The sequence below is a fragment of the Streptomyces sp. NPDC102441 genome (assembly GCF_044765585.1).
Classification (GTDB): domain Bacteria; phylum Actinomycetota; class Actinomycetes; order Streptomycetales; family Streptomycetaceae; genus Streptomyces.
The window spans coordinates 442,578-462,599 of sequence record NZ_JBIWKH010000005.1; the positions used below are offsets into that span (position 1 = coordinate 442,578).

Below are 20,022 nucleotides of genomic sequence, written 5' to 3' on the forward strand. Positions count from 1 at the left end.
CGTCTACGGCTTTCCGGCGCCGAGTTCCGGGTATTCCGGGAGCTGCCAGGCTCCGCCCCGGTCCTCCTTCGAGTGCCGCGCGACGAGATCGGGGACGCGCAGGAAGCACGCCAGTGCCGTGACGGAGTGAAAGGCACTGATGGCGAGCGGGCTCATGGGCATGCCCAGTCGCAGGAGGTGCGGTTTCACCCCGGCCTGGATCTCGTCGACGAACGGCCGCAGGGTGGAGTCGTAGTTCGCCAGGGCCCTGGGCAGGTCATGGGCGTACCGGCTGATCTCACCGGCGAGGACGTATGCGCCGACCAGGCCGCCGGAGACTCCCATGCCGCTGTACGGGGAGGCACAGTGCGCCGCATCTCCTACCAGCACCACGCGCCCCTCGGACCAGGTGTCGGTGCGTACCTGCACGACCTCCTGGGAGTAGAAGCTCTCGGTGCTCTCCATGCCTTCGAGGAACCGGCCGGTCTGCCATCCCGCACCGCGGAACCTGTCGGCCCAGAACTGCTTCTGGCGTTCGATCGGTTCGCGGTGGACGGCGGAGGCTTCCTGTGACTGGTCCCGCAGTACGAAATAGACCTGCGTCTCGGCCGCATTGTGGCTCCTTCGCATGATCATCCGGCCGCCGGGGACGTTGTAGGTGTCCCGGATGTTCGTGTCCGACCCGATGCGGGGCACGAACCAGTACGCCATGTGGATTCCCACGTGCCGGTACGGGTCGGGAGAACCGGTCGGCAGGATGGCCCGGCGCATGCGCGACCCCTGCCCGTCCGCGCCGACCACCAGGTCGAACTCGCCGGAGGAGCCGTCGGAGAAGTGGGTGACCACCCGCTGCCCGTCCTGCTCGAAGCTCTCCACACTCACACCGAAGACGTGGTTCACGTCCTCCTTCACGGCGTCATGGAGGATGCGCACCAGATCTCCGCGCATGATCTCGTACTCCGATGTCAGGCTCTGCCGGCCCTGGCCTGAGGTGTTGGCCATGATCGTCGCCCTCGCCTTGCCCCGGGCGTCAACGAAGGCCACGCCCGCTTCGTCCACGAGCTCACTCCTGACGGTGTCGAGGAGCCCCATGCGCTCAACGGCTTCGATGCCCTGACCCCGGAGGTCGACCTGGGCGCCCGTGGCCCGCAGTGCCGGAAAGCGTTCGGCGACGGTCACCCTGTGACCGCCCCTGGAAAGCCAGTAGGCCAGGGCCTCTCCCGCGACCCCACCGCCGCAGATGAGGACCTTCAGGGCGTGAGTTCCCGTTTCTCGGGTCATGCCGACACCTCCGTCTATCACTGATAGGTACCAGGACAGCGTCACCTATCAGTGATAGATTGTCAAAGTGAAGATGAACCGTGGGATCGTCGTGGCCGAGGCACTCGACCTGCTCGACGAGGTCGGTCTGGACGCCGTCAGCACGAGGCAGCTGGCGAAGCGCCTGGGCGTCGAGCAGCCGTCGCTCTACTACCACTTCCGGAACAAGAAGGAGCTCCTCGGCGCCATGGCCGAGGCGGCCATGGCGCCCCACGCGACGGCTCCGCTGCCCGAGCCCGCCGACGACTGGCGGGACTGGTTCCTCGAGAACTCACGCAGCTTCCGGCGGACCCTGCTGCTGCGCCGCGACGGCGCACGACTCCATGCCGGCAGCAGTCCCGGCACGGCAGATCTCGGCCGGATCGGCCGCAAGATGGACTTCCTGCTCGCCTCCGGTCTGCCCGAGCGGGACGCCCAGATGGCGATGCTGGCTGCCGGCCGCTTCACGGTGGGCAGCGCCCTGGAGGAGCAGGCGGACGCAGGCCCGGTTGTCGGTGTGGACGACATGGCCGTCCCGCTGATCGATCACGAGTCGGCGTTCGAGTCGGGAATGGCCCTCTTCCTGGACGGCCTGGAACGCCGCGTCGAGAGCTGAGAGCCGTGCACCGGCGCTACCCGCCCGTCATCCTCGGCCGGCGGTGCGGGTGGTGAGGTCCTCGTCCGTGATGTCACGGACCACGCGGCAGGGTGTTCCGAGTGCGACGGTCATCGGGGGAATACTGCGGCTGACGACGCTGCCGGCGCCGATGACCGATCCGTGTCCGATACGGACACCGGGCAGGACCACCACGTTGCTGCCGATCCACACTCTGTCCTCGATGACGATCGGTTCGGAGAAGCGCCCGAAGTCGGCTCGGCGCGAGGGATGTACCGGGTGTCCCGTCGTGGTCAGCGTCACGCTGGGAGCGATCATGACGCCGTTGCCTATCCGGATGCCCACGTCGTCGACGAACGTCAGGTTCACGTTCCCGAAGAAGTCGTCGCCGATGTGGACGTTGCTGCCGAACGCCGCGTGGAACGGCGGTAGCAGCACTGTGCGTTCACCGACCGAGCCGAAGATCGCGAGAAGCAGCGACCAATGTCTCTCCTCCTCACGCGGAGGTGTGTGGTTGTACTCGAAGATCTGGTCCGTACGCCGCGGAGAGGCGAGAGGAGCCGCCTCCGACTCTGTGTAGACCAGCCCTTCGGCGATCCGGGCGAGCACTTCTTCATCGCGCGCATCCGTCACAGCGGAACGCTCCCTTCATCCGATCCTTCGGGGCAGGTCCGACGCCCTCCGGGCCGGCAGGGCACCGGAGCGGCCAACGGTGCACGGCGCGTGGACGAGTTACTGCCGCGAACTCATCAACCGGCCGGTTCCGGCTCGGCGGCCCGCTGAGCGTACTCGAGGGCCACGCCTTCGGCGATGAGCACGTGGTCCCAGCGCATCCGTTCCTGACGTCGCAGCGCGACCAGCACTTTCGAAGACCTACTGGTCGTCGAGGACCCGTTCCCACAGCAGCCCGTCCCGCCAGCTCCCGTCGAGAAAGATCGAGGAGTGCGCGACGCCGTACGGGCTGAACCCGTTGCGGCGCAGCACTCGCTGCGAGGGCAGATTCTCCAGATTGGTGGACGCCTCGGCGCGGTGCAGACCGAGTTCGTCCGTCATCACCCGGAGCACGAGCCCGACGGCGTGCCCCGCGTGCCCTTGGTTCTGGGCGACGCCGGTGATCCAGTATCCGACGGAGCCACGGCGCAGGTGCGGCTGCGGCAGGATGCCTCCGACGGTGACCTGCCCGATCACCTGGTCATCGGCGAGCACCACGCCCGGCCAGACCGTGCCGGCCCGGTATCCCGCCAGCAGGCCCTCGATCCGCTCCGCCTGGCCCTCCGGGGTGAGGAAGCCGGCCGGCTGGGCCGGTTCCCACGGCCGGAAAGCCTCGAAGTCCCGCACCCGATGCGCGGCGATCGGGGCGGCGTCGGCGGGATCGATCAGGCGGATGGTGGTGGTGCTGCGCATGGGCTGATCCTCGTCGCGGTACGCCGGATGAAACGGCCAGCCTATGTCGCCCGCCGCCGCGCCGTACGTCCGCTCCTCGGCAGACTCAGTGGGCGGCCACGATGCCCGTCAGGAAGAAGTCGACACCGGCGAGGAACTGCTCGCGGTCGTCGTGCTCGGGCAGTTGCGCCGCCACCCGGCGCACGAACGGAAACCTTTCGGGGTCGAGCCGCGCCCACTGTTCGGCGACTGTGCCGAGGAAGGCTGCCCGATCCGGCTCGTGCGCGTACAGCCGGCCATTAGCGGCGTTCTGTCCGGCGACGCCGAGGACATGGTTCACGAGCGCGGACGTGGCTTCGAAGAGCAGCCGTTCGGGAACTCCGAGCGCCTCCAGCTGGCTGCCGAATCCTTCGAAGATCTGCGGAATCGCCGCCAGCCACGGTGCGCGTGAGAGCTGGGCACCCACCCACGGGTGCGCGTCGATCGCGTCGAACACGCCCAGGGCGATGGTCCGGATCGCTTCCCGCGGTTCCGCGTCACCGGCCACGTCTGTCACGACACGGGCGATGACGTGGTCGGTGGCCGCCGCGAGGAGGTCGTCCTTGTTGGCGACGTGCCAGTAGATCGCCCCGCTCCCCGTGGACAGCCGCGCCGTGAGGGCACGAAAGGTCAGCGCCTTCTCGCCCCCCTCGTCAAGCATCTCGATCGCGGCCTCGACGATGCGCTCCTTGGACAGCGCGTCGGTGCGCCGGTTGGCCTGGTGCGGTCTGGTCGCCATGAGCACCAGTTTGACATGCCTGGAACGCTGTTCCAACCTAGAGCTGTGGAACAACGTTCCAGACATGCGTCCCGAAAGGAATCGCCATGACAACCTCCACGAACTCCGTCACGATCATCGGTGCGGGCCTCGGCGGCCTGACCCTCGCCCGCGTTCTCCACGTCCACGGCATCGCCGCGACGGTGTACGAGTCCGACCCCTCGGCAGCCGCCCGGACCCAGGGCGGCCAGCTGGACATCCACGAGGAGGACGGACAGCGGGCCCTCGCGGACGCCGGCCTCACCGACCAGTTCCTCGCGATCATCCACGAGGGCGCCGACGCGGCCCGTGTACTGGGCCAGGACGGCAGGCTGCTCCTCGGCGTCCCGGGCGACGACTCGATGGCACGCCCCGAAGTCCTGCGCGGCGATCTGCGCCAGATCCTGCTCGACTCCCTGCCCGAGGGCACGGTCCAGTGGGGCCGCAAGGTCTCGGGAGTCCGCTCTCTCGGTGGCGGCCGCCACGAAGTGACCTTCACCGACGGCACCACCGTCACCAGCAACCTGCTCGTCGGCGCCGACGGCGCCTGGTCCAAGGTCCGGCCGCTGCTCTCGGGCGCCGAGCCCGCCTATATCGGTACGACCTTCGTCGAGAGCTACCTCCACGACGTGGACCGGAGCCACGTCGCCACCTCCGCTGCCGTGGGCAAGGGCGCCATGTACGCCCTCGCCCCCGGAAAGGGCATCGTGGCCCACCGTGAGGCGGGGGACATCCTGCACACCTACGTCGAGCTGAACCGTTCCGCCGAGTGGATAGCCGAAACCGACTTCACCGACCCCGCCGCCGCGGCCACCCGGATCGCCGCCGAGTTCGAAGGCTGGGCCCCCGAGCTCACCGCCCTGATCACCGACGGCGAGACCGCTCCCGTCGCCCGCATGATCCACACCCTCCCCGAAGGACACTCCTGGGACCGCCTCCCCGGAGTGACACTCATCGGCGACGCCGCGCACCTCATGCCGCCCTCCGGCGACGGCGCCAACCTCGCCATGTACGACGGCGCCGAACTCGGCAAGGCCATCGCCGCCCGCCCCGAGGACACCGAAGCGGCCCTCACCGCCTACGAACAGGCCATGTTCCCGCGCAGCGCCCGCTTCTACGAGGACGCCCGCGAGATCATCGACATCTGCCTCGGCGACAACGCCCCCACCAGCTTCATCGACTTCTTCACCGGCGGCCCCGAAGGAGAGTCGGCGTAGCGCCGGTCCTGAGAGGGACGCACCCGCACCGAGGCCCACCTGCACACCTCCCCGTAGCGCCTGACCGCACACCGTTCACCCGAACTTGGTGTCCCGCCACATGCGCCCCTGACCTGCCCCTTCCTACGGTATGGCGACACGGGAACGTCTCCGCCAACCGTCCGGAAGTGGTACCCATGGCCGCACCGACAACCGCTCCCCCACCCCCGTCCAGCTTCCCCCGCATCGTGGCCGCGAGCCTCGCCGGGACCACGGTGGAGTGGTACGACTTCTTCGCCGCCCGCCCGATCGGGGCCCTGGTCTTCGGGCACTACGGCGACCGGCGCAGGGCCACCGCGCAGGCCGGTCCATCTGGGCGGCGCCGTCGGAGTGGGGCTGTGGATGTTCCCGTTCTTCGCGCTGATCTTCCACGGCGCCATGTACGCACCGCAGGCAGCCTTCTTCGCGGAGGTGTTCGCGACACGGATGCGCTACTCGGGCGCGTCGATCGGCGCCCAGTTCTCGTCGGTCGCCGCGGGCGCCCCCCGCCCCGCTCATCGCCACGGCGCTGCTCGCCGGCTTCGGCAGCTCGACGCCGATCTCGATGTACGTCATCGCTGCCGCGCTTCTCACCGTGCTGGCGATCGTCTGCGCGAAGGAGACCAGGAGCCAGGACCTCACGGACATCGAGGCGGAGCCCGGCCGGCAGCCCGCGGACACCGCGACACTGCCCGCCGACGCCCGTAGCGTCTGAACGCCTGCGGACCGATCGCCCCGCAGGGCCCGGCCCCGCCGTGTGCCGAGGAGCCGGGCCCGTCAGGCCTCGGGGGTGCGCTCGAACCAGGTGGGGCCGTCCGTGAGGGACTGCTTGATCCGGAACACCGAGAAATCGCTCAGCGGCGGAAGCGCGTCGACGTCGAACCACGCGACTTCCAGCGACTCGTCGTCGTTCACCCGCGCCTCACCGCCGGTGGCCCGGCAGCGGAAGGTGATGTCGAGATACTGGCAACGGTCGCCGTTGGCGTACTGCACCGGCTTCAGCGCCTGGGTGAGCACGACCCGCTCCGCGACGCAGCGCACCGCCGTCTCCTCGTACACCTCGCGCTCCGCTGTCGCCGCGGGCTCCTCGCCCGGCTCACCGATCCCGCCGATGACCGACCACTTGCCGGTGTCCGACCGCCGGCCGAGCAGCACCCTGCCCTGATCGTCGAAGACGATCGCGGTGACTCCCGGCAGCAGGAGCAGCTGGTGGCCGGCGGTGGCACGGATGTCGCGGATGAAGTCTGGGGTAGCCATACGACCGACCCTACGTGGCGGCGGGGACGTCCCCCCGACCGGCCGTCCGGTCCTTCCTCGCACGCACCGACCGGGCCGTCGCCCAGCCGAGACCTGCCAGGGCGAGCAGCGCCAGGATGCCCTCGGGCAGGGTTCCCAGCCGGGTGGCCGGCGTGAGCGAGGACCGCAGGGGCACCTCGTCGACCAGGGCGTCCGGGGTGAACATCTCCGTCTTCTCCACGATCGTGCCGTCCGGCCGGATCACCGCACTGACACCGCTGGTGACGGGCACGACGACGGACCGCCCGTGCTCGACCGCCCGCACCTGGCTCATCGCCAGCTGCTGGTAGGTCATCTCGCTGCGGCCGAAGGTCGCGTTGTTGCTCGGTACGGCGATCAGCTGTCCCCCGTCCTTGACGGTGTCGCGTACGGCGTCGTCGAACGCGGCCTCGTAACAGGTCACCAGCCCCACCTGCGTGCCGGCCAGGTCGAACACGCCGACCTTGCTGCCGGGGCCGAAGTCCCGCTGCACCCGGTCGACGTCCTTGCTGAAGACCCGTGCGACGGACCGCATCGGCATGTACTCGCCGAAAGGCTGGATGTGCCGCTTGTCGTAGGTGTCCACGGGTCCGCTCTTCGGATCCCACTCGATCAGGGTGTTGCGGAGCGGTCCTGTGTCGGGGGTGAGGACGGCGCCGATGACGGTGGGGGCGCCGATGGCCCGCACCGCCCGGTCGATCACGTCGCGGGCGTCGGCATTGCGGTACGGGTCGAGGTCGGAGGAGTTCTCCGGCCAGAGCACGAAGTCGGGCTGGGGCACCTTCCCGGCCTTCACGTCCCGGGCGAGCTGTTCCGTGCGCTCCGCGTGGTTGTCCAGGACGGCCCGGCGCTGGGAGTTGAAGTCGAGTCCCAGACGCGGCACGTTGCCCTGGATCGCCGCGACCGTGGCGGTGCCGTCCTCGGGCGAGTCGTCCACGAGCGGGAGCGCCGCCAGTGCCGCGACGACCGGGGCGGCCACGGTGACGGCCGCGACGACGACGGCGGAGCGGGGCACCGTGCCGGTGGTGCGGTAGCGGCGGACCTGCCGGACGGCCTCCAGGAGCCCGAAGCCGCACAGCACAACGGCGAACGTGAGCAGTGGGGTGCCGCCCAGTGCGGCGAGCGGCAGGAACACGCTGTCGGCCTGGCCGAAGGCGATCTTGCCCCAAGGGAAGCCGCCGAACGGGACGCGTGCCCGGAGCGCCTCGTCCAGGGTCCACACGCCGGCCGCCCAGACGGGCCAGTACGGAAGCCGGGAGACCGCGGCGATGCCGGCACAGCCGACGGCGATGAACAACGCCTCGGCGAGCGCGAGCGCGAGCCAGGGAACGGGGCCGACCTCCTCCCCGGTCCAGTGCAGCAGGGGCAGCATGAAGCCGAGACCCGCGAGGAGGCCTAGGCCCAGGGCGGCGCGCAGCCGCCGTGCGGTCAGAACCCATCCCAGCAGGGCGAAGCCGGGCAGCACGAGCCACCACAACGGCCGGGGCGGGAAGCTCGCGTAGAGCAGCGCACCGGACAGCACGGCGGCGGCCGGCCGGACGAGCCGCGGCCACAGCTTCCTGCTGCGGGGCACGGGGGCGGGCGGCGGTTCTGCGGTGGTGATGGTGGCGCTCACCTGCCGGAGTCTACGGTGGGCGGCTGTGAGGGCGGCAGCCGCTCCTGCCGTCCCGGGCCCGGCCGGGCTCAGCTCCCGGGGGTCTTCCCGGGGGCCGTGAGGTGCAGGCGCTCGCGGATGAAACGTACGGCGGCCTCCGCGTCGTCGACCGTGACGGTGAACGTCATGCCGTCCCCCAGCCGGAGCACCAGCGCCTCCCCTCGGCGCACGACCACGGCCGTGCCCTGCTCGGGGCGCCAGCGGTAGCCCCAGCCGCCCCACTGGCGCGGAGTGACCGTGGGAGCGAAGTCCGCGCCCACCACATGGGTGAGGAGGATCCGGCGCCTGGGCAGCCCGGCGTGGCCGCAGCGCACCTCGAGGGCGTCGCCGTCGACCTTCACGGCCACATGGACGAAAGCGAGGGTTCCGAAGAGGATCAGGAGCCCTGCGGCGACACAGCCGATGACGGACATGAGCAGCGGGGCGAACCCACCACCCCAGGCCGAGTCGACCGCTAGTTCGATCCCGAGCGCCAGGCATGCCGCTCCGACCGCCGCGAGCAGCCACTGGAAGCGATTGGTGGCCCGTCCCGTCCAGACCGTGCTCGCGGCCTGGCTCGAACCGTGCCACGTGTTACCGGGGTGGTCCGTCATGCCCAGCAGCGTACCCACGTTCCGCGCCGTACGGAGGGGGCGTGCGGCCACGGCGAGGCGCCGCGCGCGGTCAGACGGCGGGGGTGACGGCCTTGAGCAGCAGACCCTCGGCGTAGGCCAGAGCGGGTTCGGGCAGGTCGGCGGCGTGCCCGCCGAGGAGGACGGCGAGAGTGCCGACCGGTTCGGCCGACGGAGCGGGCGACGCCCCGACACGGCGCAGCGCCTGGGCCGCCACCGCGTCGGCGGAGCCGTGGAGCACGAGCGGCGGCCTGCCGGGCCGGGCGCTCTCGACCGCGGCGCGAATGCGTTCGGCCACCAGTTCGTAGTGGGTGCAGCCCAGGACGATGTCCGTCACCTCGGCCGGGGTGAGGGCGGCGGCAGCGGCCACCGCGCGGTCGATCCCCTCCTCGTCGGCGTGCTCCACCGCGTCGGCGAGACCCGGGCAGGGCACTTCGGTGACGTCGACGGAGCGTGCGAAGTCATTGATCAGCCCGCGCTGATAGGGGCTCCCGGTGGTCGCCGGCGTGGCCCAGATCGCGAAGGGACCTCCGCCCGCGGCGGCCGGCTTGATCGCGGGTACCGTGCCGACGACCGGCAGGCCTGGCTCCAGTTCCGCCCGCAGGGCGGGGAGGGCGTGGACGGAGGCGGTGTTGCACGCGACGATCAAGGCGTCCGGCCGGTGGGCCGCCGCCGCGCGTGCGACGCCGAGCGCACGCTGGGTCACATCCCCGGGCGTACGGGGCCCCCAGGGCATCGAACCGGGATCCGACGACAGCACCAGATCGGCGTCGGGCCGTAGCCGGCGTACCGCGGCTGCTGCCGCGAGCAGGCCGATTCCCGAGTCCATGAGTGCGATCTTCACCCGGTCACCATAGTCGACGACCCTTGCGGCACCGCCGGAGTGGGGCAGACTTCGACGGATGAGCGCCGTTGCCTGGATCGCCGTGGGTTCACTGATCGTATGGATGTGGCTGTTGCTGGGCCAGGGATTCTTCTGGCGGACCGACCAGCGGCTGCCCGTGCGCGAGGACCCGGTGCGCTGGCCCTCGGTGGCCGTGGTCGTGCCCGCGAGGGACGAGGCCGAGGTCCTTCCGGTGAGCCTGCCGTCGCTGCTGGCCCAGGACTACCCGGGTGACGCGGAGGTCTTCCTGGTCGACGACTGCAGCGGCGACGGCACGGGCGGGCTCGCCCGTGCGCTGTCCGAGCGGTACGGGGGGCTGCCGCTGACAGTGGTGGCGCCGGGTGAGCCGGAGCCGGGATGGACGGGCAAACTCTGGGCGCTGCGGCACGGGATGGCACTGGCCCGGCAGCGGAAACCCGAGTTCCTGCTCCTGACGGACGCCGACATCGCTCATGAGCCGGACAGCCTGCGGGAACTCGTCGCCGCCGCCGGAAGCGAGGGTGCGGGCGGGTTCGACCTCGTCTCGCAAATGGCCAGGCTGCGGGTGACGAGCACCTGGGAGCGGCTTGTCGTGCCGGCCTTCGTCTACTTCTTCGGCCAGCTCTACCCGTTCCGCCGGGTGAACGGGAGGGGGTCCCGGACCACCGCTGCGGCGGGCGGCTGCGTGCTGCTGCGAGCCGGAGCCGTCGAGCGGGCCCGGCTCCCGGAGTCCATCCGGTCGGCGGTGATCGACGACGTGTCGCTGGCGCGTGCGGTGCGGCGCGCCGGCGGCCGCGTCTGGCTGGGGCTCGCGGACCGGGTGGACAGCGTGCGGCCCTACCCACGGCTGGCGGATCTGTGGCGCATGGTCGCGCGGAGTGCGTACGCGCAGCTCCGGCACAGCCCGTGGCTGCTCGTCGGCACGGTTCTCGGACTCGTCCTGGTCTATGTCGCACCGCCCGTCACGCTGGGCGCGGGGTTGCTGACAGGTGACCCGGTGGCCGCCGTTGCGGGCGGGGCGGCGTGGGCGGTGATGGCGGGGACGTACATGCCCATGCTCGGGTACTACCGGCAGTCGCTGTGGCTGGCACCGCTGCTGCCCTTCACCGCCGTCCTCTACCTCCTGATGACGGTCGATTCCGCGGTGCAGCACTACCGGGGGCTCGGCGCGGCCTGGAAGGGGCGTACGTACGCCCGCCCCGAGGCCGCACCGGAACCCTGATCCGGCCGCGCCCGGGAGGCCGCTGGGTCACTTTCGCCCCGGGGTCCAGTCCATGCCCCACCCGTAGGCGGCGTCGATGGTCCGCTGGGGGCTCACCCCACGCTGGGGGACGAGATAGCGGGCCTCGCGCTGCACGGTGAGGTCTCCCCCGCTACTCGTGATCAGTGCGAGCGCGCACACGGTGGAAGGCACGGTGCATTCGTCGAGGGAGAAGTCGATCGCCGCACCGTTCTGCGGCTGAAGTGTGACCGTGGCATGCAGGTCGGCGAAACTCCGGGCGCCTTCGTAGATCGTGACGAAGATCAGCACACGGCGCAGCCGGTCCTTGTGGTCCAGATTGACCGTGAGGTTCTCGCCGGCCGAGACGGCGCCGGAACGGTCGTCCCCGTCGAGCTGGACATAGGGCGGCTGCCGGGTGGAACCGAAGGCGTTTCCCAGCGCCTGCACAACCCCTTTGCTGCCATCGGTGAGTTCGTAGAGCGCACAGAGATCGAGATCCAGGTCCGCGTGCATGGCGACGGCCCTGCCGAGCTTCGCGCCCCAGCCCTTGAACTGCTTGCGCACCTCCCAGTTGAGATTGACGCGCAGCGCTCCTGACGTGCCGCCCTGTTTCGACAGCGACACCGAAGGGGCTTCCTTGGTGAGCGTGACCTTGGTCAGCCGCACGGCCTGCACGACGGGTGGCGCGGGCGGAGGTGTGGGGGCGGTCCGAGGTGCTGCCGGGCGCACGGGCGGCTGGGGGGCCTTCTGCGGCTGGGGGGCCGGGGGCGCCTGCTGCGGCTCGTCGACGGAAATGCCGAAGTCCGTCGCGAGGCCGGCGAGCCCGGTGTCGTATCCCTGCCCCACAGCCCTGAACTTCCAGGTGCCCTGGCGCAGATAGAGCTCACCGAGGATGAACGCGGTCTCGACGGTCGCGTCCGTGCTCTCGAACCGCGCGATCTCGGAGCCGTCGGCCGGGTTCACGATCCGCACGTATAGACCGGTCACCCGTCCGAAGGTGCCGCCGTCGGCCGAGGCCGCCACGACGACACGGTCGATCACCGGCTCCATCCGTCCGAAGTCGACGGTGAGGCTGTCCGTGACGGCACCCCCGGCCGTCTGCTTGCCTTCGTGGCGCACCGCGCCGGATCCGTGCGCCGGCTGGTTGTAGAAGACGAAGTCCGCGTCGCTGCGCACTTTTCCCGACACGAGAAGGAGTGCCGAGGCATCCACGTCAGGTGTCCCGGGTGACGTACGCCAGCCCAGTTCGACCCGCACAGCCTGAGCCGGCACCGCGACATTGGTTCCCTTTTGCATGGTCATGCTCGCCCCCATCACGAGTCCGGCCGGCCGGAAAGTTTCCCGCCCAACCTAATCCCCGGTCCGCCGAGGAGCCCACAGTCTCGACGGCACGCCTGCCGGCGATGCACGGCAGGCCCCGTGAGCTCGGTCCGAGTTCACTCGTACGGGGGAACTCGCTTCCGGCCTTCGTCACCGGTCAGCGGAGGACGCGAGCATCGGCAGCGAGAGCGTGTCTGCCAGTGCCTGCTGGCCGGCGATGTTGGCGTGGACGCCGTCGCCGGTGTCGTAGGGCGGGTTGATGGCGTTCGGCTTCAACGGGTCCCTGAGAACCTGGTCGAAGCCCATGATGCCGTCACAGGTGCCACTGCAGTCGTTCCACTTCGAGACGAACGAGTTGACGGTGTGACGGACCCTGTTGTGCTCGTCGGTGTAGCCCGGGCGGGGGGTCACCGGAGTGACGTACACCTTGATGCCGGCCGCGTGCAGACGTCGGAAGGTGTCGCGGTAGCTCGCCAGCACCTGCTGGGCGTCGCATCCGGCGGGCAGGTCGTTGGTGCCGTAGTAGTAGAGAACTCCGGTGACTCCGTGCAGGGCCAGTACGTCTCTCTCCAGGCGCGCGCCCGCGTCCAGACCGCGCAGGGGCTCGGCGAGCTTCGGGCAGTCCGGGGCACTGGTGGTGCCGTTGACACCGGCATTCGCCACTGCCAGCCGGCGTGTGGGCGGCAGTTCCGTGGTGATCCGCCGTGCGAGGTCGTCGGTCCACCGGCGGTCGGCGCCGAGCTGAGTGCAGCCGGGGCCGCAGTCCGTGGATCCGACCCCGTCGACCACGGAGCTGCCGTAGGCGACGAGGCTGCCCCTCAGGCGCGGGTTGTGTACGTCCACGGCGGTGACCAGGTAGGTGGACTCGGTCGTCTCCGTGAAGGCGGCGGCACTCGTGTCTCCGGTGTGGTCCCCGGTGCCGGTCCCGGTCAGGTAGTTGGTGCGGAAGGCGGTCTGGTGCCGGCCCGGGACGACGGTGCCGGAGACGGACAGGGAGACCGCGACGTCCCCCTGGGCGCGGGTCGTCAGGGTGGTGGCGTCACTCCACAGCTCGCCGCCGGCCGGGATGACGGCCTCGTGCCGGCCGCCGAAGGTGACGGGCCGGGGGCGCCCTTGGGTGGCAGCGCTCTTGCCGTCCGTGAGTCCCACGGTGGCGGCGTCCACGGTGAGGGGGGACGTACCGAAGGTGTTCTGGATCCGGATGCGGAGCGCGTCACCCCCCTGGCTGAGGTGGCTGATCATGCGGACGGTCCGGTCACGCAAGGGAGTGGGAGCGAGGTCGTGCTGCGAGCCCGCCCAGGAGGTGAACCAGCCTCGCGCTCCGGCTTGTTGTCCGGTCGCGGTGTCACCCGCGGCGTTCGTCGCCGGGACCGAGAGGGCGACTGCTGCCACGGTCGACACGGCGGCCAAGGCGATCGGGATACGTCTGACCAGCGGAACCCGACGTCGGCGGACTCCGGCGAGGCGTGAATCGGTCAAGGACTTGCCTTTCCGTGAGGAGAAGGGAAGGAAGCTGTGCCGTGCCGCCCCGGCCCGGGGACGCCGCACCCTGCCGGATCACGGCTGAAGTGCCCGCTTCATGATCTTGCCGAGTTCGTTGCGGGGGAGCTCGGACAGGTAGCGCACGGTCCGGGGCCGCTTGTGCGGGGCGAGCTGCGAGGCAACATGATCGGCCAACTCCTCGATGGTCGGGGGGTTTCGTGCGTCCGACGGCACGATCCACGCCACGATCCGCTCACCGAGATCGGCATCCGGCTCGCCTGTCACAGCCGCGTCCCTCACACCGGGGCAATCCATGAGCGCGTTCTCGATCTCGCCCGCGCCGATCTTGTAGCCGCCGCTCTTGATGAGGTCGGTCGCCTTGCGGCCGACGATCCGGACGTAGCCGTCCGCATCCCGTACCGCCATGTCCCCGGTGCGGAACCAGCCGTCCTCGGTGAACGCCTCGGCAGTGGCCTCGGGCCTGTTGAGGTATTCCGTGAAGAGGTTCGGGCCGCGCACCTGGATCTCGCCCACGGCATCAGGACCGGCGCCGACCGGCGCTCCCTCCTCGTCGACGATCCGCAGTCCGACGCCGCGCAGGGGCACTCCGACGGTCCCGGCCCGAGACTGTCCGTCCGCGCGCACACTGGTGTTCATGAGGGTCTCCGTCATCCCGTACCGTTCGATGACGGTCCGGCCGGTCGCCGCCGCGATCCGCTCGTGGTCGCGCACCGGAAGCGCCGCGGATCCGGACACGAGCAGGCGCGCGCCGGACAGCGCCTCGGCGAGCGGGGTGTCACCTGGCCCGGCGGAGAGTGCCTCGGCGATGCGGTGGTACATGGTCGGAACCCCGAACAGCATGGTGGCCCCGGCACTCAGCTCCCTTGCCACCCCCTCGGTGCTGAACCGGCCCAGGTGACGCACCGATCCCCCGCGCCGCAGCGGCCCGAGGATGCCGAGGATCAGCCCGTGCACATGGAACAGCGGCAGCGCGTGCACCAGTACGTCGTCGGCGTCCCACCCCCAGGCGTCCCGGAGCGCGTCCAGTGTGCTGGTCAGGGCCCGTCGCGGCAGGACGGCGCCCTTGGGCGGGCCGGTGGTGCCGGAGGTGTAGACGATCAGCGCCGGGTGATCCGGGCCGGGCTCGGCGGGCAACGCGCCTGCCGGTCCCGCGGCTGTGTCGATGTCCGTACGGGGAAGTCCGTTCAGCGCGGAGGGGAGTTCGTCGCCCTCCGCGGCCAGGACGAGTGACGGCGCGCTGTCGGCGACGATGTGCGCCAGTTCCCGCCCGCCGATCCGTGGGTTGACCGGCACCGCGGGCACTCCGGCGAGGAGGGCCGCCACCACACCGACCGCGGTCTCGGGAGTCGGGGTCGCCCACACGGCGACTCGGCGAACCGTGCCCAGGGTCGCTGCCAGGGAGCCGGCCGCCGCCGCGAGTTCGGCGTACGAAAGGGATCGGTCCCCGAATTGCAGGGCGGGCCGCGAACTGTTCTCGGCCAGTGCGGGGAACAGTGCCGTGGGGGCATTCACGTGTCGTACTCCGATCGACGGTCCGGCAAAAGCCGGAAGCGGCATGGGATTTCCCTGCACTCATCCGAATCCCGGCACCACCAGAACGAGCCATGCCGCGGCGGGCACCACCGCGACGACGACTCCGCCGTACACCATCAGCTGCCTGAAAAAGCGTTCCCGGTCGACGTCCGGCGCCGCGGCGAGAACGAGTGCGCCGTTGGTCGAGAAGGGGCTGACGTCCACCACGGTCGCCGACACCGCCAGCGCCGCGATCATTCCGATCGCCCCGATCTCTCCTTGGGCGAGGAACGGCACGGCCAGCGGGATCAGCGCGCCCATGATGCCGACCGACGAGGCGAACGCCGAGACGATCGCGCCGATGTAGCACAGCAGCAGCGCCGCGAGCAGCGGCACACCGATGCCTCCGACTCCCTCCCCCGCCCATTTGATCGTGCCCATCTCCTCGAGCACGCCGACGTAGGTCAGTACGCCGCAGATGAGCAGCACGGTGGGCCAGGCGATCGCACCGACCGCTTTGCGGCTGGTGTCCGGCCACACGGCGCCGAGCAGCACGGCGAGCGTGATGGCGGTCAGGCCCGCGTCGAGATCGAAGACGAGTACGGCGACGACCAGGGCGAGGAGCGCGACAAGGGTGGCCGCGCGGGGCGCGTCGAGCCGGGCGCTCCCCTCCTCCGCACCAGGACCGGGCAGGTCTTCGTCGCTCTCCGCGGTGCGGTGGCGGGCCAGCTTCAGACCGCCGAACAGCACGAACACCACAGCGGCGATGAGCAGGTTGGCGACCAGCGAGGCGAGGAACAGCGCGATCTCGTTGCCCGGCAGGTTCTCGCGCTCCACGATGCCGTTCACGATCGAGCCGTAGATGCTGATCGGGGAGAAGCCGCCGCCCTGTGCTCCGTGGACCACCATCGCGCCCATCAGCAGCGGGCTGATGCCGTAACGGACGGCGAAGCTCAGAGCGATCGGTGCGACGATCGCCACCGCGGCCGGGCTGACCGCGCCGATCGCCGTCAGCGCCCCGGTGATCACGAACATCACCCAGGGGATCAGAGCGATGCGCCCGCCGACCAGGCGTATGGAGGCGTGGACCAGCCAGTCCGTGGTGCCGTTGGCCCGGGCGATCGCGAACAGGTAGGTGACGCCCACCAGGACGACGAAAAGGTCTCCGGGAAACCCGGCGAAGATGCCGTCCGCGTCCAGGCCGGCGGCCAGCTCACCCACCGCGAAGGCGGCGGCGAAGGCGAGCGCGCCCATGTTGATCGATCGGGTGGTGGCGATCGCGAAGACCGCCACCAGTACGAGGATTGAGATGAGTTCCGCGGACATGCGGGCTCCTGTCCTGGGCCGACCCCCGTTGGTCCGGTGGATGAGCCACTTCGCCGGTTGACGGCACTCAGAGTCGGGGGAGCCGTGACAGCCGTCAAGAGGGTGCGCCGGAATTGGTTCAGCCTCCGGACCACCGGGGCGCTGCTAGGCTGCCGTTGCCACGAGGGCGTGGGGGCCCTCCGGAACAGGGGCAGGGGATGTCGGACGCACTGCGGCCCATGGGGCGTACACGTCTGTACGAGCAGGTGCTCGACCGGCTGCGTTCCTTCGCGGCGGAGAGCGGTCTGGTGGCCGGCGACAGGCTTCCGCCGGAGCGTGACCTCGCTCAGCGACTGAGAGTCTCCCGGGCCTCGGTGAAGCAGGCCATCGTCGTCCTCGAAGTGCAGGGGCTCGTCGAGGTGCGGCACGGAGGCGGCACCTACCTCCTCGGGAACGGGCTGGACGCCGAACCTGTCGAGCGCCTCGTCGAACGCCGGCGCAGGCTGCCCGACGTGCTGGAGGCGCGCGAGGCGCTGGAGACGAAGCTCGCCGAACTCGCGGCGGAGCGGCGCACCGAGCAGGACGTGACCGCGCTGCGGGCATCGCTCGCCCACATGGCCGCGGAGATCGCGGAGGGTGGCCACGGCATCGAGGGCGACCGGCGCTTCCACGCCGCCGTGACGGCGGCCGCCCACAGCGCGTTGCTGGCCGACTTCATGCGGTCCATCGCCGGCCAGATCGCCGAGAGCCGGCATGAGTCCCTGCGCCAGCCCCGGCGTCCCGGCCGCTCCCTGACCCAGCACCAGGCGATCCTCGACGCGATCGAGGAACAGCGCGGCAAGGCCGCGGCCGCTGCGATGCGGCGCCATGTCCGTACCGTCGCGAAGGTGAGGCTCCTGGACTGGAATCCCGAACCGGACGCCACCGACGGGGCCCCCTGAACCACTGCTCTCGCTTCGTCCTGGTGAATGCCGCGCGGGTGTCGCCCTTTGCACCCTTGCGCCACTGCTCATCGGCCATGGAAAAGGCCCCCGCCGTTACCAGGAGCTTTAACAATGTTTTAGCAGGTCAGGCGGGCAGAACCAACGTAAAACGGATAACCACAGGATTGGGGCTCCCCAATCAGCACATCGTGGGCTTAACTTATGTGTCATGACCTCCCCCCGCTCCACCTACGGCAGCGGCTACTACGCCGCGCCGTCGTTCCCCGACACCCCGATCTACGACTCCCTCGTCGCCGAGCGGGGGACTCCTCAGATCGCGCCGATCCGGGTCCCCGCCGCCTACGACACCGGGAACAGCTACCTGCCGGCTCTGCCGTCGGCCCTGCCGGCGCTGCCCGCGGCCCCGTCGCAGCACACCGGGTCCTACGGCTATCCGCAGCAGGCGCCGCAGCCGCAGTACCAGAACGCCGGGATGCAGCAGGCGCCGATGATGCAGCCCGCACAGCTGCAGCACGCGCCGGCGCCGTACATCCCGCAGCAGCCGTCGGCGCCCCGCGGCCATCAGCAGCAGCAGGCGCCCCGCGGCTACCAGCAGCCGCAACAGCAGCAGCGGTCCGGCACGGGTTACGAGGCGATGCGTCCCGCGTCCCCCCGGCCCGTGCCCGCGCCCGCTCAGTCGCCGTACGAGGACCCCTACAACCGTCCGTACCAGGGCCGGGGTTACTGACGGGCGCCGCCTGCCGTTGTCAGTGACGGCTGGCAGGATGAGGGCATGCTTTCGCCTGTGCTCAGTACCCTGCGCATCCACCCGGTCAAATCACTGACAGCATGCGCGGCCGACGAGGCCGCCGTCGAGCCATGGGGACTCGAGGGCGACCGCCGCTGGATGCTGATCGACAGCGCGAGCAGAGTCGTCACCCAGCGTCAGCAGCCGCACATGGCACAGCTGTCCGCCGAGCTCCTGCCCGGTGGCGGGCTTGTCCTGTCGGCGCCCGGGAGCCCGTCCCTGACGGTGGAGGTACCCGATCCGGCCGGCACGGTGGTCGCGGAGCTCCACCGGAGCAAGGTCACGGTGGTGATGGCCGCAGACGCCGCCCACGCCTGGTTCAGCGCGCGCCTCGGTGCGGAGGTCCGGCTCGTCCATCTCGACGCGCCGTCGCACCGCAGGCCCGTCGATCCCAGGTTCGGGCGACCGGGCGAGACCGTGTCGTTCGCCGACACCTTCCCGCTGCTCCTCACGACGCGTGCCTCGCTGGACGCGCTCAACTCGCTGATCGCGCAGGGGGATCATCCGGACGAGGGGCCGCTGCCGATGAACCGGTTCCGGCCGAACGTGGTCGTGGACGGCACAGCGCCCTGGGCCGAGGACGGCTGGAAGCGGATCGCGATCGGGGAGGTCGCGTTCCGCGTCGTCAAGCCGTGCGGACGGTGTGTCATCGCGACCACCGACCAGCGGACGGCGGAGCGGGGGAAGGAGCCGTTGCGCACGCTCGCCCGGCACCGTCAGGACGGGAGGCACCTCGTCTTCGGCCGGCTCATGACCCCGGAGACCACCGGTGTGATCCGGGCGGGGGACACGGTGCGGGTCCTCGGCTGACCGCCCGGTCCTCGTCACGTCCTCGCAACGCCGGGGGAGGCGGAGGGCGTTGACGGCGTGAGGTTGCTCTCTCTTCGCCGTCGGAAGACGTAATCGCCGCCCTCCTGCGTTATCACGGACAGAGAAGGGGGTGCATGACTGTGCGAGCGGTTCTGGGAATCCGGCGGTGGCGACACAATCCTGTGTGCCGCGCCACCGACCGGCATGAGGCGTGGGTGGCACTGGCCGCGCTGCTGCTGATGCTGCTGGCGGCACCGGCCCTCGGCTGGAAGGCCGGCTCACTCACGGACGGCGCACTCCAGCGGACGGTCCGCGCCCAGCACGAGCAACGCCATCTCACCTCGGCCCTCGTGGTCCGCGCGGCACCGGGCGCCTCCCGCTTCGCCCAGGACCCCGAGGCGGTCGTCACCGAGGGCACCATGCGGACGTCGGTGGTGGCCGACTGGCTCGCCCCGGACGGTACGGCACGCACGGGTACCGTGTCGACGGGGTCCACCAAGACCGCTCCCGGCGCCCGGGTCCAGATCTGGACGGACGACCGGGGCCACCCCGCGATGCAGCCCATGGACACCTCCACGGCTCACACCCACGCGGTGCTCGCAGGCATCGGCGCGGCCCTGTTCGCGGGTGGTCTGACCGAAATCGCCCGCAGGCTCGTCGTATGGCGCATGATGCGACGGCGGTACGCCCGCCTCGACCGTGCCTGGGCCGAAGTCGGCCCCGACTGGGGCAGAACGGGTACGGGCAGCTGACCCCGAGAGGGCACCGGCCCCCCTCGTGAACGGCTGACCGGTGGCCTTCAGCAGCCGACCCGTCAACTCGCGCCCGTCACGCGCGCTACGGTGGACCGGCCCGCCCGACTCCTCGGCAGGCGGGCCGGTGTGCCGCCGGCGGACCGGCGGCACACGC

The 20,022-nt window shown here is 70.7% G+C and carries 19 protein-coding genes and 1 pseudogene; 8 read left to right on the top strand and 12 right to left on the bottom strand.

Going from position 1 to position 20,022, the window contains the following annotated elements:
- Positions 1 to 3: 3 nt before the first annotated feature.
- Entirely contained in the window at positions 4 to 1,260 is a 1,257-nt protein-coding gene (locus tag ACIREO_RS13490; protein ID WP_404108439.1) for an FAD-dependent monooxygenase, read from the bottom strand.
- Between the two features lie 73 nt (positions 1,261 to 1,333).
- Between ACIREO_RS13490 and ACIREO_RS13495 the strand changes: the two genes are divergently transcribed.
- Complete coding sequence (locus ACIREO_RS13495) at positions 1,334 to 1,894, top strand: TetR/AcrR family transcriptional regulator C-terminal domain-containing protein (protein WP_404108747.1); 561 nt, start codon at positions 1,334 to 1,336, stop codon at positions 1,892 to 1,894.
- A gap of 27 nt (positions 1,895 to 1,921) precedes the next feature.
- On the opposite strand, the gene ACIREO_RS13500 is transcribed toward ACIREO_RS13495, so the two are convergent.
- The 3 genes from ACIREO_RS13500 to ACIREO_RS13510 form a co-directional block, all read right to left on the bottom strand.
- The gene (locus ACIREO_RS13500) at positions 1,922 to 2,527 is read right to left on the bottom strand and encodes a sugar O-acetyltransferase (protein ID WP_404108442.1); all 606 of its coding nucleotides are present in this window, start codon (positions 2,525 to 2,527) and stop codon (positions 1,922 to 1,924) included.
- A gap of 240 nt (positions 2,528 to 2,767) precedes the next feature.
- Positions 2,768 to 3,298: a GNAT family N-acetyltransferase gene (locus ACIREO_RS13505; RefSeq protein WP_404108445.1), complete on the bottom strand. Its 531-nt coding sequence runs from the start codon at positions 3,296 to 3,298 to the stop codon at positions 2,768 to 2,770.
- Between the two features lie 85 nt (positions 3,299 to 3,383).
- The gene (locus ACIREO_RS13510) at positions 3,384 to 4,055 is read right to left on the bottom strand and encodes a TetR/AcrR family transcriptional regulator (RefSeq protein WP_404108447.1); all 672 of its coding nucleotides are present in this window, start codon (positions 4,053 to 4,055) and stop codon (positions 3,384 to 3,386) included.
- An 86-nt stretch (positions 4,056 to 4,141) separates the two neighbouring features.
- Between ACIREO_RS13510 and ACIREO_RS13515 the strand changes: the two genes are divergently transcribed.
- Both ACIREO_RS13515 and ACIREO_RS13520 read left to right on the top strand, forming a co-directional pair.
- A complete protein-coding gene (locus ACIREO_RS13515) occupies positions 4,142 to 5,290 on the top strand; it encodes an FAD-dependent oxidoreductase (protein ID WP_404108450.1) in 1,149 nt (382 codons plus the stop codon).
- A gap of 336 nt (positions 5,291 to 5,626) precedes the next feature.
- Positions 5,627 to 6,023: pseudogene (locus tag ACIREO_RS13520) on the top strand (MFS transporter); the annotation flags it as partial.
- A 62-nt stretch (positions 6,024 to 6,085) separates the two neighbouring features.
- Here the strand turns inward: ACIREO_RS13520 and ACIREO_RS13525 are convergent.
- From ACIREO_RS13525 to ACIREO_RS13540, 4 genes are all read right to left on the bottom strand, one after another.
- A complete protein-coding gene (locus ACIREO_RS13525) occupies positions 6,086 to 6,565 on the bottom strand; it encodes an NUDIX hydrolase (RefSeq protein WP_404108453.1) in 480 nt (159 codons plus the stop codon).
- Between the two features lie 10 nt (positions 6,566 to 6,575).
- Entirely contained in the window at positions 6,576 to 8,198 is a 1,623-nt protein-coding gene (gene lnt / locus ACIREO_RS13530; protein WP_404108456.1) for an apolipoprotein N-acyltransferase, read from the bottom strand.
- Positions 8,199 to 8,266: 68 nt separating this feature from the next.
- Positions 8,267 to 8,830, bottom strand: coding sequence for a hypothetical protein (locus tag ACIREO_RS13535; protein WP_404108458.1), 564 nt, complete (start codon positions 8,828 to 8,830; stop codon positions 8,267 to 8,269).
- Positions 8,831 to 8,900: 70 nt separating this feature from the next.
- Positions 8,901 to 9,692 carry a glutamate racemase gene (locus tag ACIREO_RS13540; RefSeq protein ID WP_404108460.1) on the bottom strand — a complete coding sequence of 264 codons (792 nt, stop codon included), beginning with the start codon at positions 9,690 to 9,692 and terminating at the stop codon, positions 8,901 to 8,903.
- A 58-nt stretch (positions 9,693 to 9,750) separates the two neighbouring features.
- Between ACIREO_RS13540 and ACIREO_RS13545 the strand changes: the two genes are divergently transcribed.
- Positions 9,751 to 10,932: a glycosyltransferase gene (locus ACIREO_RS13545; RefSeq protein ID WP_404108463.1), complete on the top strand. Its 1,182-nt coding sequence runs from the start codon at positions 9,751 to 9,753 to the stop codon at positions 10,930 to 10,932.
- A gap of 27 nt (positions 10,933 to 10,959) precedes the next feature.
- Here the strand turns inward: ACIREO_RS13545 and ACIREO_RS13550 are convergent, their stop codons facing one another.
- The 4 genes from ACIREO_RS13550 to ACIREO_RS13565 all read right to left on the bottom strand — a co-directional run bounded on the left by ACIREO_RS13550 (position 10,960) and on the right by ACIREO_RS13565 (position 16,593).
- Positions 10,960 to 12,246, bottom strand: a complete 1,287-nt coding sequence (locus ACIREO_RS13550; protein ID WP_404108466.1) for a TerD family protein — start codon at positions 12,244 to 12,246, stop codon at positions 10,960 to 10,962.
- Positions 12,247 to 12,402: 156 nt separating this feature from the next.
- On the bottom strand, positions 12,403 to 13,731 hold the full coding sequence (locus tag ACIREO_RS13555; protein ID WP_404108469.1) for a GDSL-type esterase/lipase family protein: 1,329 nt from the start codon (positions 13,729 to 13,731) through the stop codon (positions 12,403 to 12,405).
- 78 nt (positions 13,732 to 13,809) lie between these two features.
- The gene (locus ACIREO_RS13560) at positions 13,810 to 15,267 is read right to left on the bottom strand and encodes an acyl-CoA synthetase (protein ID WP_404108471.1); all 1,458 of its coding nucleotides are present in this window, start codon (positions 15,265 to 15,267) and stop codon (positions 13,810 to 13,812) included.
- 60 nt (positions 15,268 to 15,327) lie between these two features.
- Positions 15,328 to 16,593: an SLC13 family permease gene (locus tag ACIREO_RS13565; RefSeq protein ID WP_404108474.1), complete on the bottom strand. Its 1,266-nt coding sequence runs from the start codon at positions 16,591 to 16,593 to the stop codon at positions 15,328 to 15,330.
- A 197-nt stretch (positions 16,594 to 16,790) separates the two neighbouring features.
- Here ACIREO_RS13565 and ACIREO_RS13570 point away from each other — a divergent pair, with 197 nt between their 5' ends.
- From ACIREO_RS13570 to ACIREO_RS13585, 4 genes are all read left to right on the top strand, one after another.
- Positions 16,791 to 17,513 carry a FadR/GntR family transcriptional regulator gene (locus ACIREO_RS13570; protein WP_404108476.1) on the top strand — a complete coding sequence of 241 codons (723 nt, stop codon included), beginning with the start codon at positions 16,791 to 16,793 and terminating at the stop codon, positions 17,511 to 17,513.
- 211 nt (positions 17,514 to 17,724) lie between these two features.
- Positions 17,725 to 18,243: a DUF6643 family protein gene (locus tag ACIREO_RS13575; RefSeq protein ID WP_404108478.1), complete on the top strand. Its 519-nt coding sequence runs from the start codon at positions 17,725 to 17,727 to the stop codon at positions 18,241 to 18,243.
- 45 nt (positions 18,244 to 18,288) lie between these two features.
- Positions 18,289 to 19,113 carry an MOSC domain-containing protein gene (locus tag ACIREO_RS13580; protein ID WP_404108481.1) on the top strand — a complete coding sequence of 275 codons (825 nt, stop codon included), beginning with the start codon at positions 18,289 to 18,291 and terminating at the stop codon, positions 19,111 to 19,113.
- Positions 19,114 to 19,247: 134 nt separating this feature from the next.
- Positions 19,248 to 19,865, top strand: a complete 618-nt coding sequence (locus ACIREO_RS13585; protein ID WP_404108485.1) for a hypothetical protein — start codon at positions 19,248 to 19,250, stop codon at positions 19,863 to 19,865.
- Positions 19,866 to 20,022: the final 157 nt, after the last annotated feature.

Coding starts and splice junctions, on each gene's coding strand:
- ACIREO_RS13490 (WP_404108439.1), bottom strand. CDS start 1,260: ATGACCCGAGAAACGGGAACTCACGCCCTGAAGGTCCTCATCTGCGGC.
- ACIREO_RS13495 (WP_404108747.1), top strand. CDS start 1,334: ATGAACCGTGGGATCGTCGTGGCCGAGGCACTCGACCTGCTCGACGAG.
- ACIREO_RS13505 (WP_404108445.1), bottom strand. CDS start 3,298: ATGCGCAGCACCACCACCATCCGCCTGATCGATCCCGCCGACGCCGCC.
- ACIREO_RS13510 (WP_404108447.1), bottom strand. CDS start 4,055: ATGGCGACCAGACCGCACCAGGCCAACCGGCGCACCGACGCGCTGTCC.
- ACIREO_RS13515 (WP_404108450.1), top strand. CDS start 4,142: ATGACAACCTCCACGAACTCCGTCACGATCATCGGTGCGGGCCTCGGC.
- ACIREO_RS13525 (WP_404108453.1), bottom strand. CDS start 6,565: ATGGCTACCCCAGACTTCATCCGCGACATCCGTGCCACCGCCGGCCAC.
- ACIREO_RS13535 (WP_404108458.1), bottom strand. CDS start 8,830: ATGACGGACCACCCCGGTAACACGTGGCACGGTTCGAGCCAGGCCGCG.
- ACIREO_RS13545 (WP_404108463.1), top strand. CDS start 9,751: ATGAGCGCCGTTGCCTGGATCGCCGTGGGTTCACTGATCGTATGGATG.
- ACIREO_RS13550 (WP_404108466.1), bottom strand. CDS start 12,246: ATGGGGGCGAGCATGACCATGCAAAAGGGAACCAATGTCGCGGTGCCG.
- ACIREO_RS13565 (WP_404108474.1), bottom strand. CDS start 16,593: ATGTCCGCGGAACTCATCTCAATCCTCGTACTGGTGGCGGTCTTCGCG.
- ACIREO_RS13570 (WP_404108476.1), top strand. CDS start 16,791: ATGTCGGACGCACTGCGGCCCATGGGGCGTACACGTCTGTACGAGCAG.
- ACIREO_RS13575 (WP_404108478.1), top strand. CDS start 17,725: ATGACCTCCCCCCGCTCCACCTACGGCAGCGGCTACTACGCCGCGCCG.
- ACIREO_RS13580 (WP_404108481.1), top strand. CDS start 18,289: ATGCTTTCGCCTGTGCTCAGTACCCTGCGCATCCACCCGGTCAAATCA.
- ACIREO_RS13585 (WP_404108485.1), top strand. CDS start 19,248: ATGACTGTGCGAGCGGTTCTGGGAATCCGGCGGTGGCGACACAATCCT.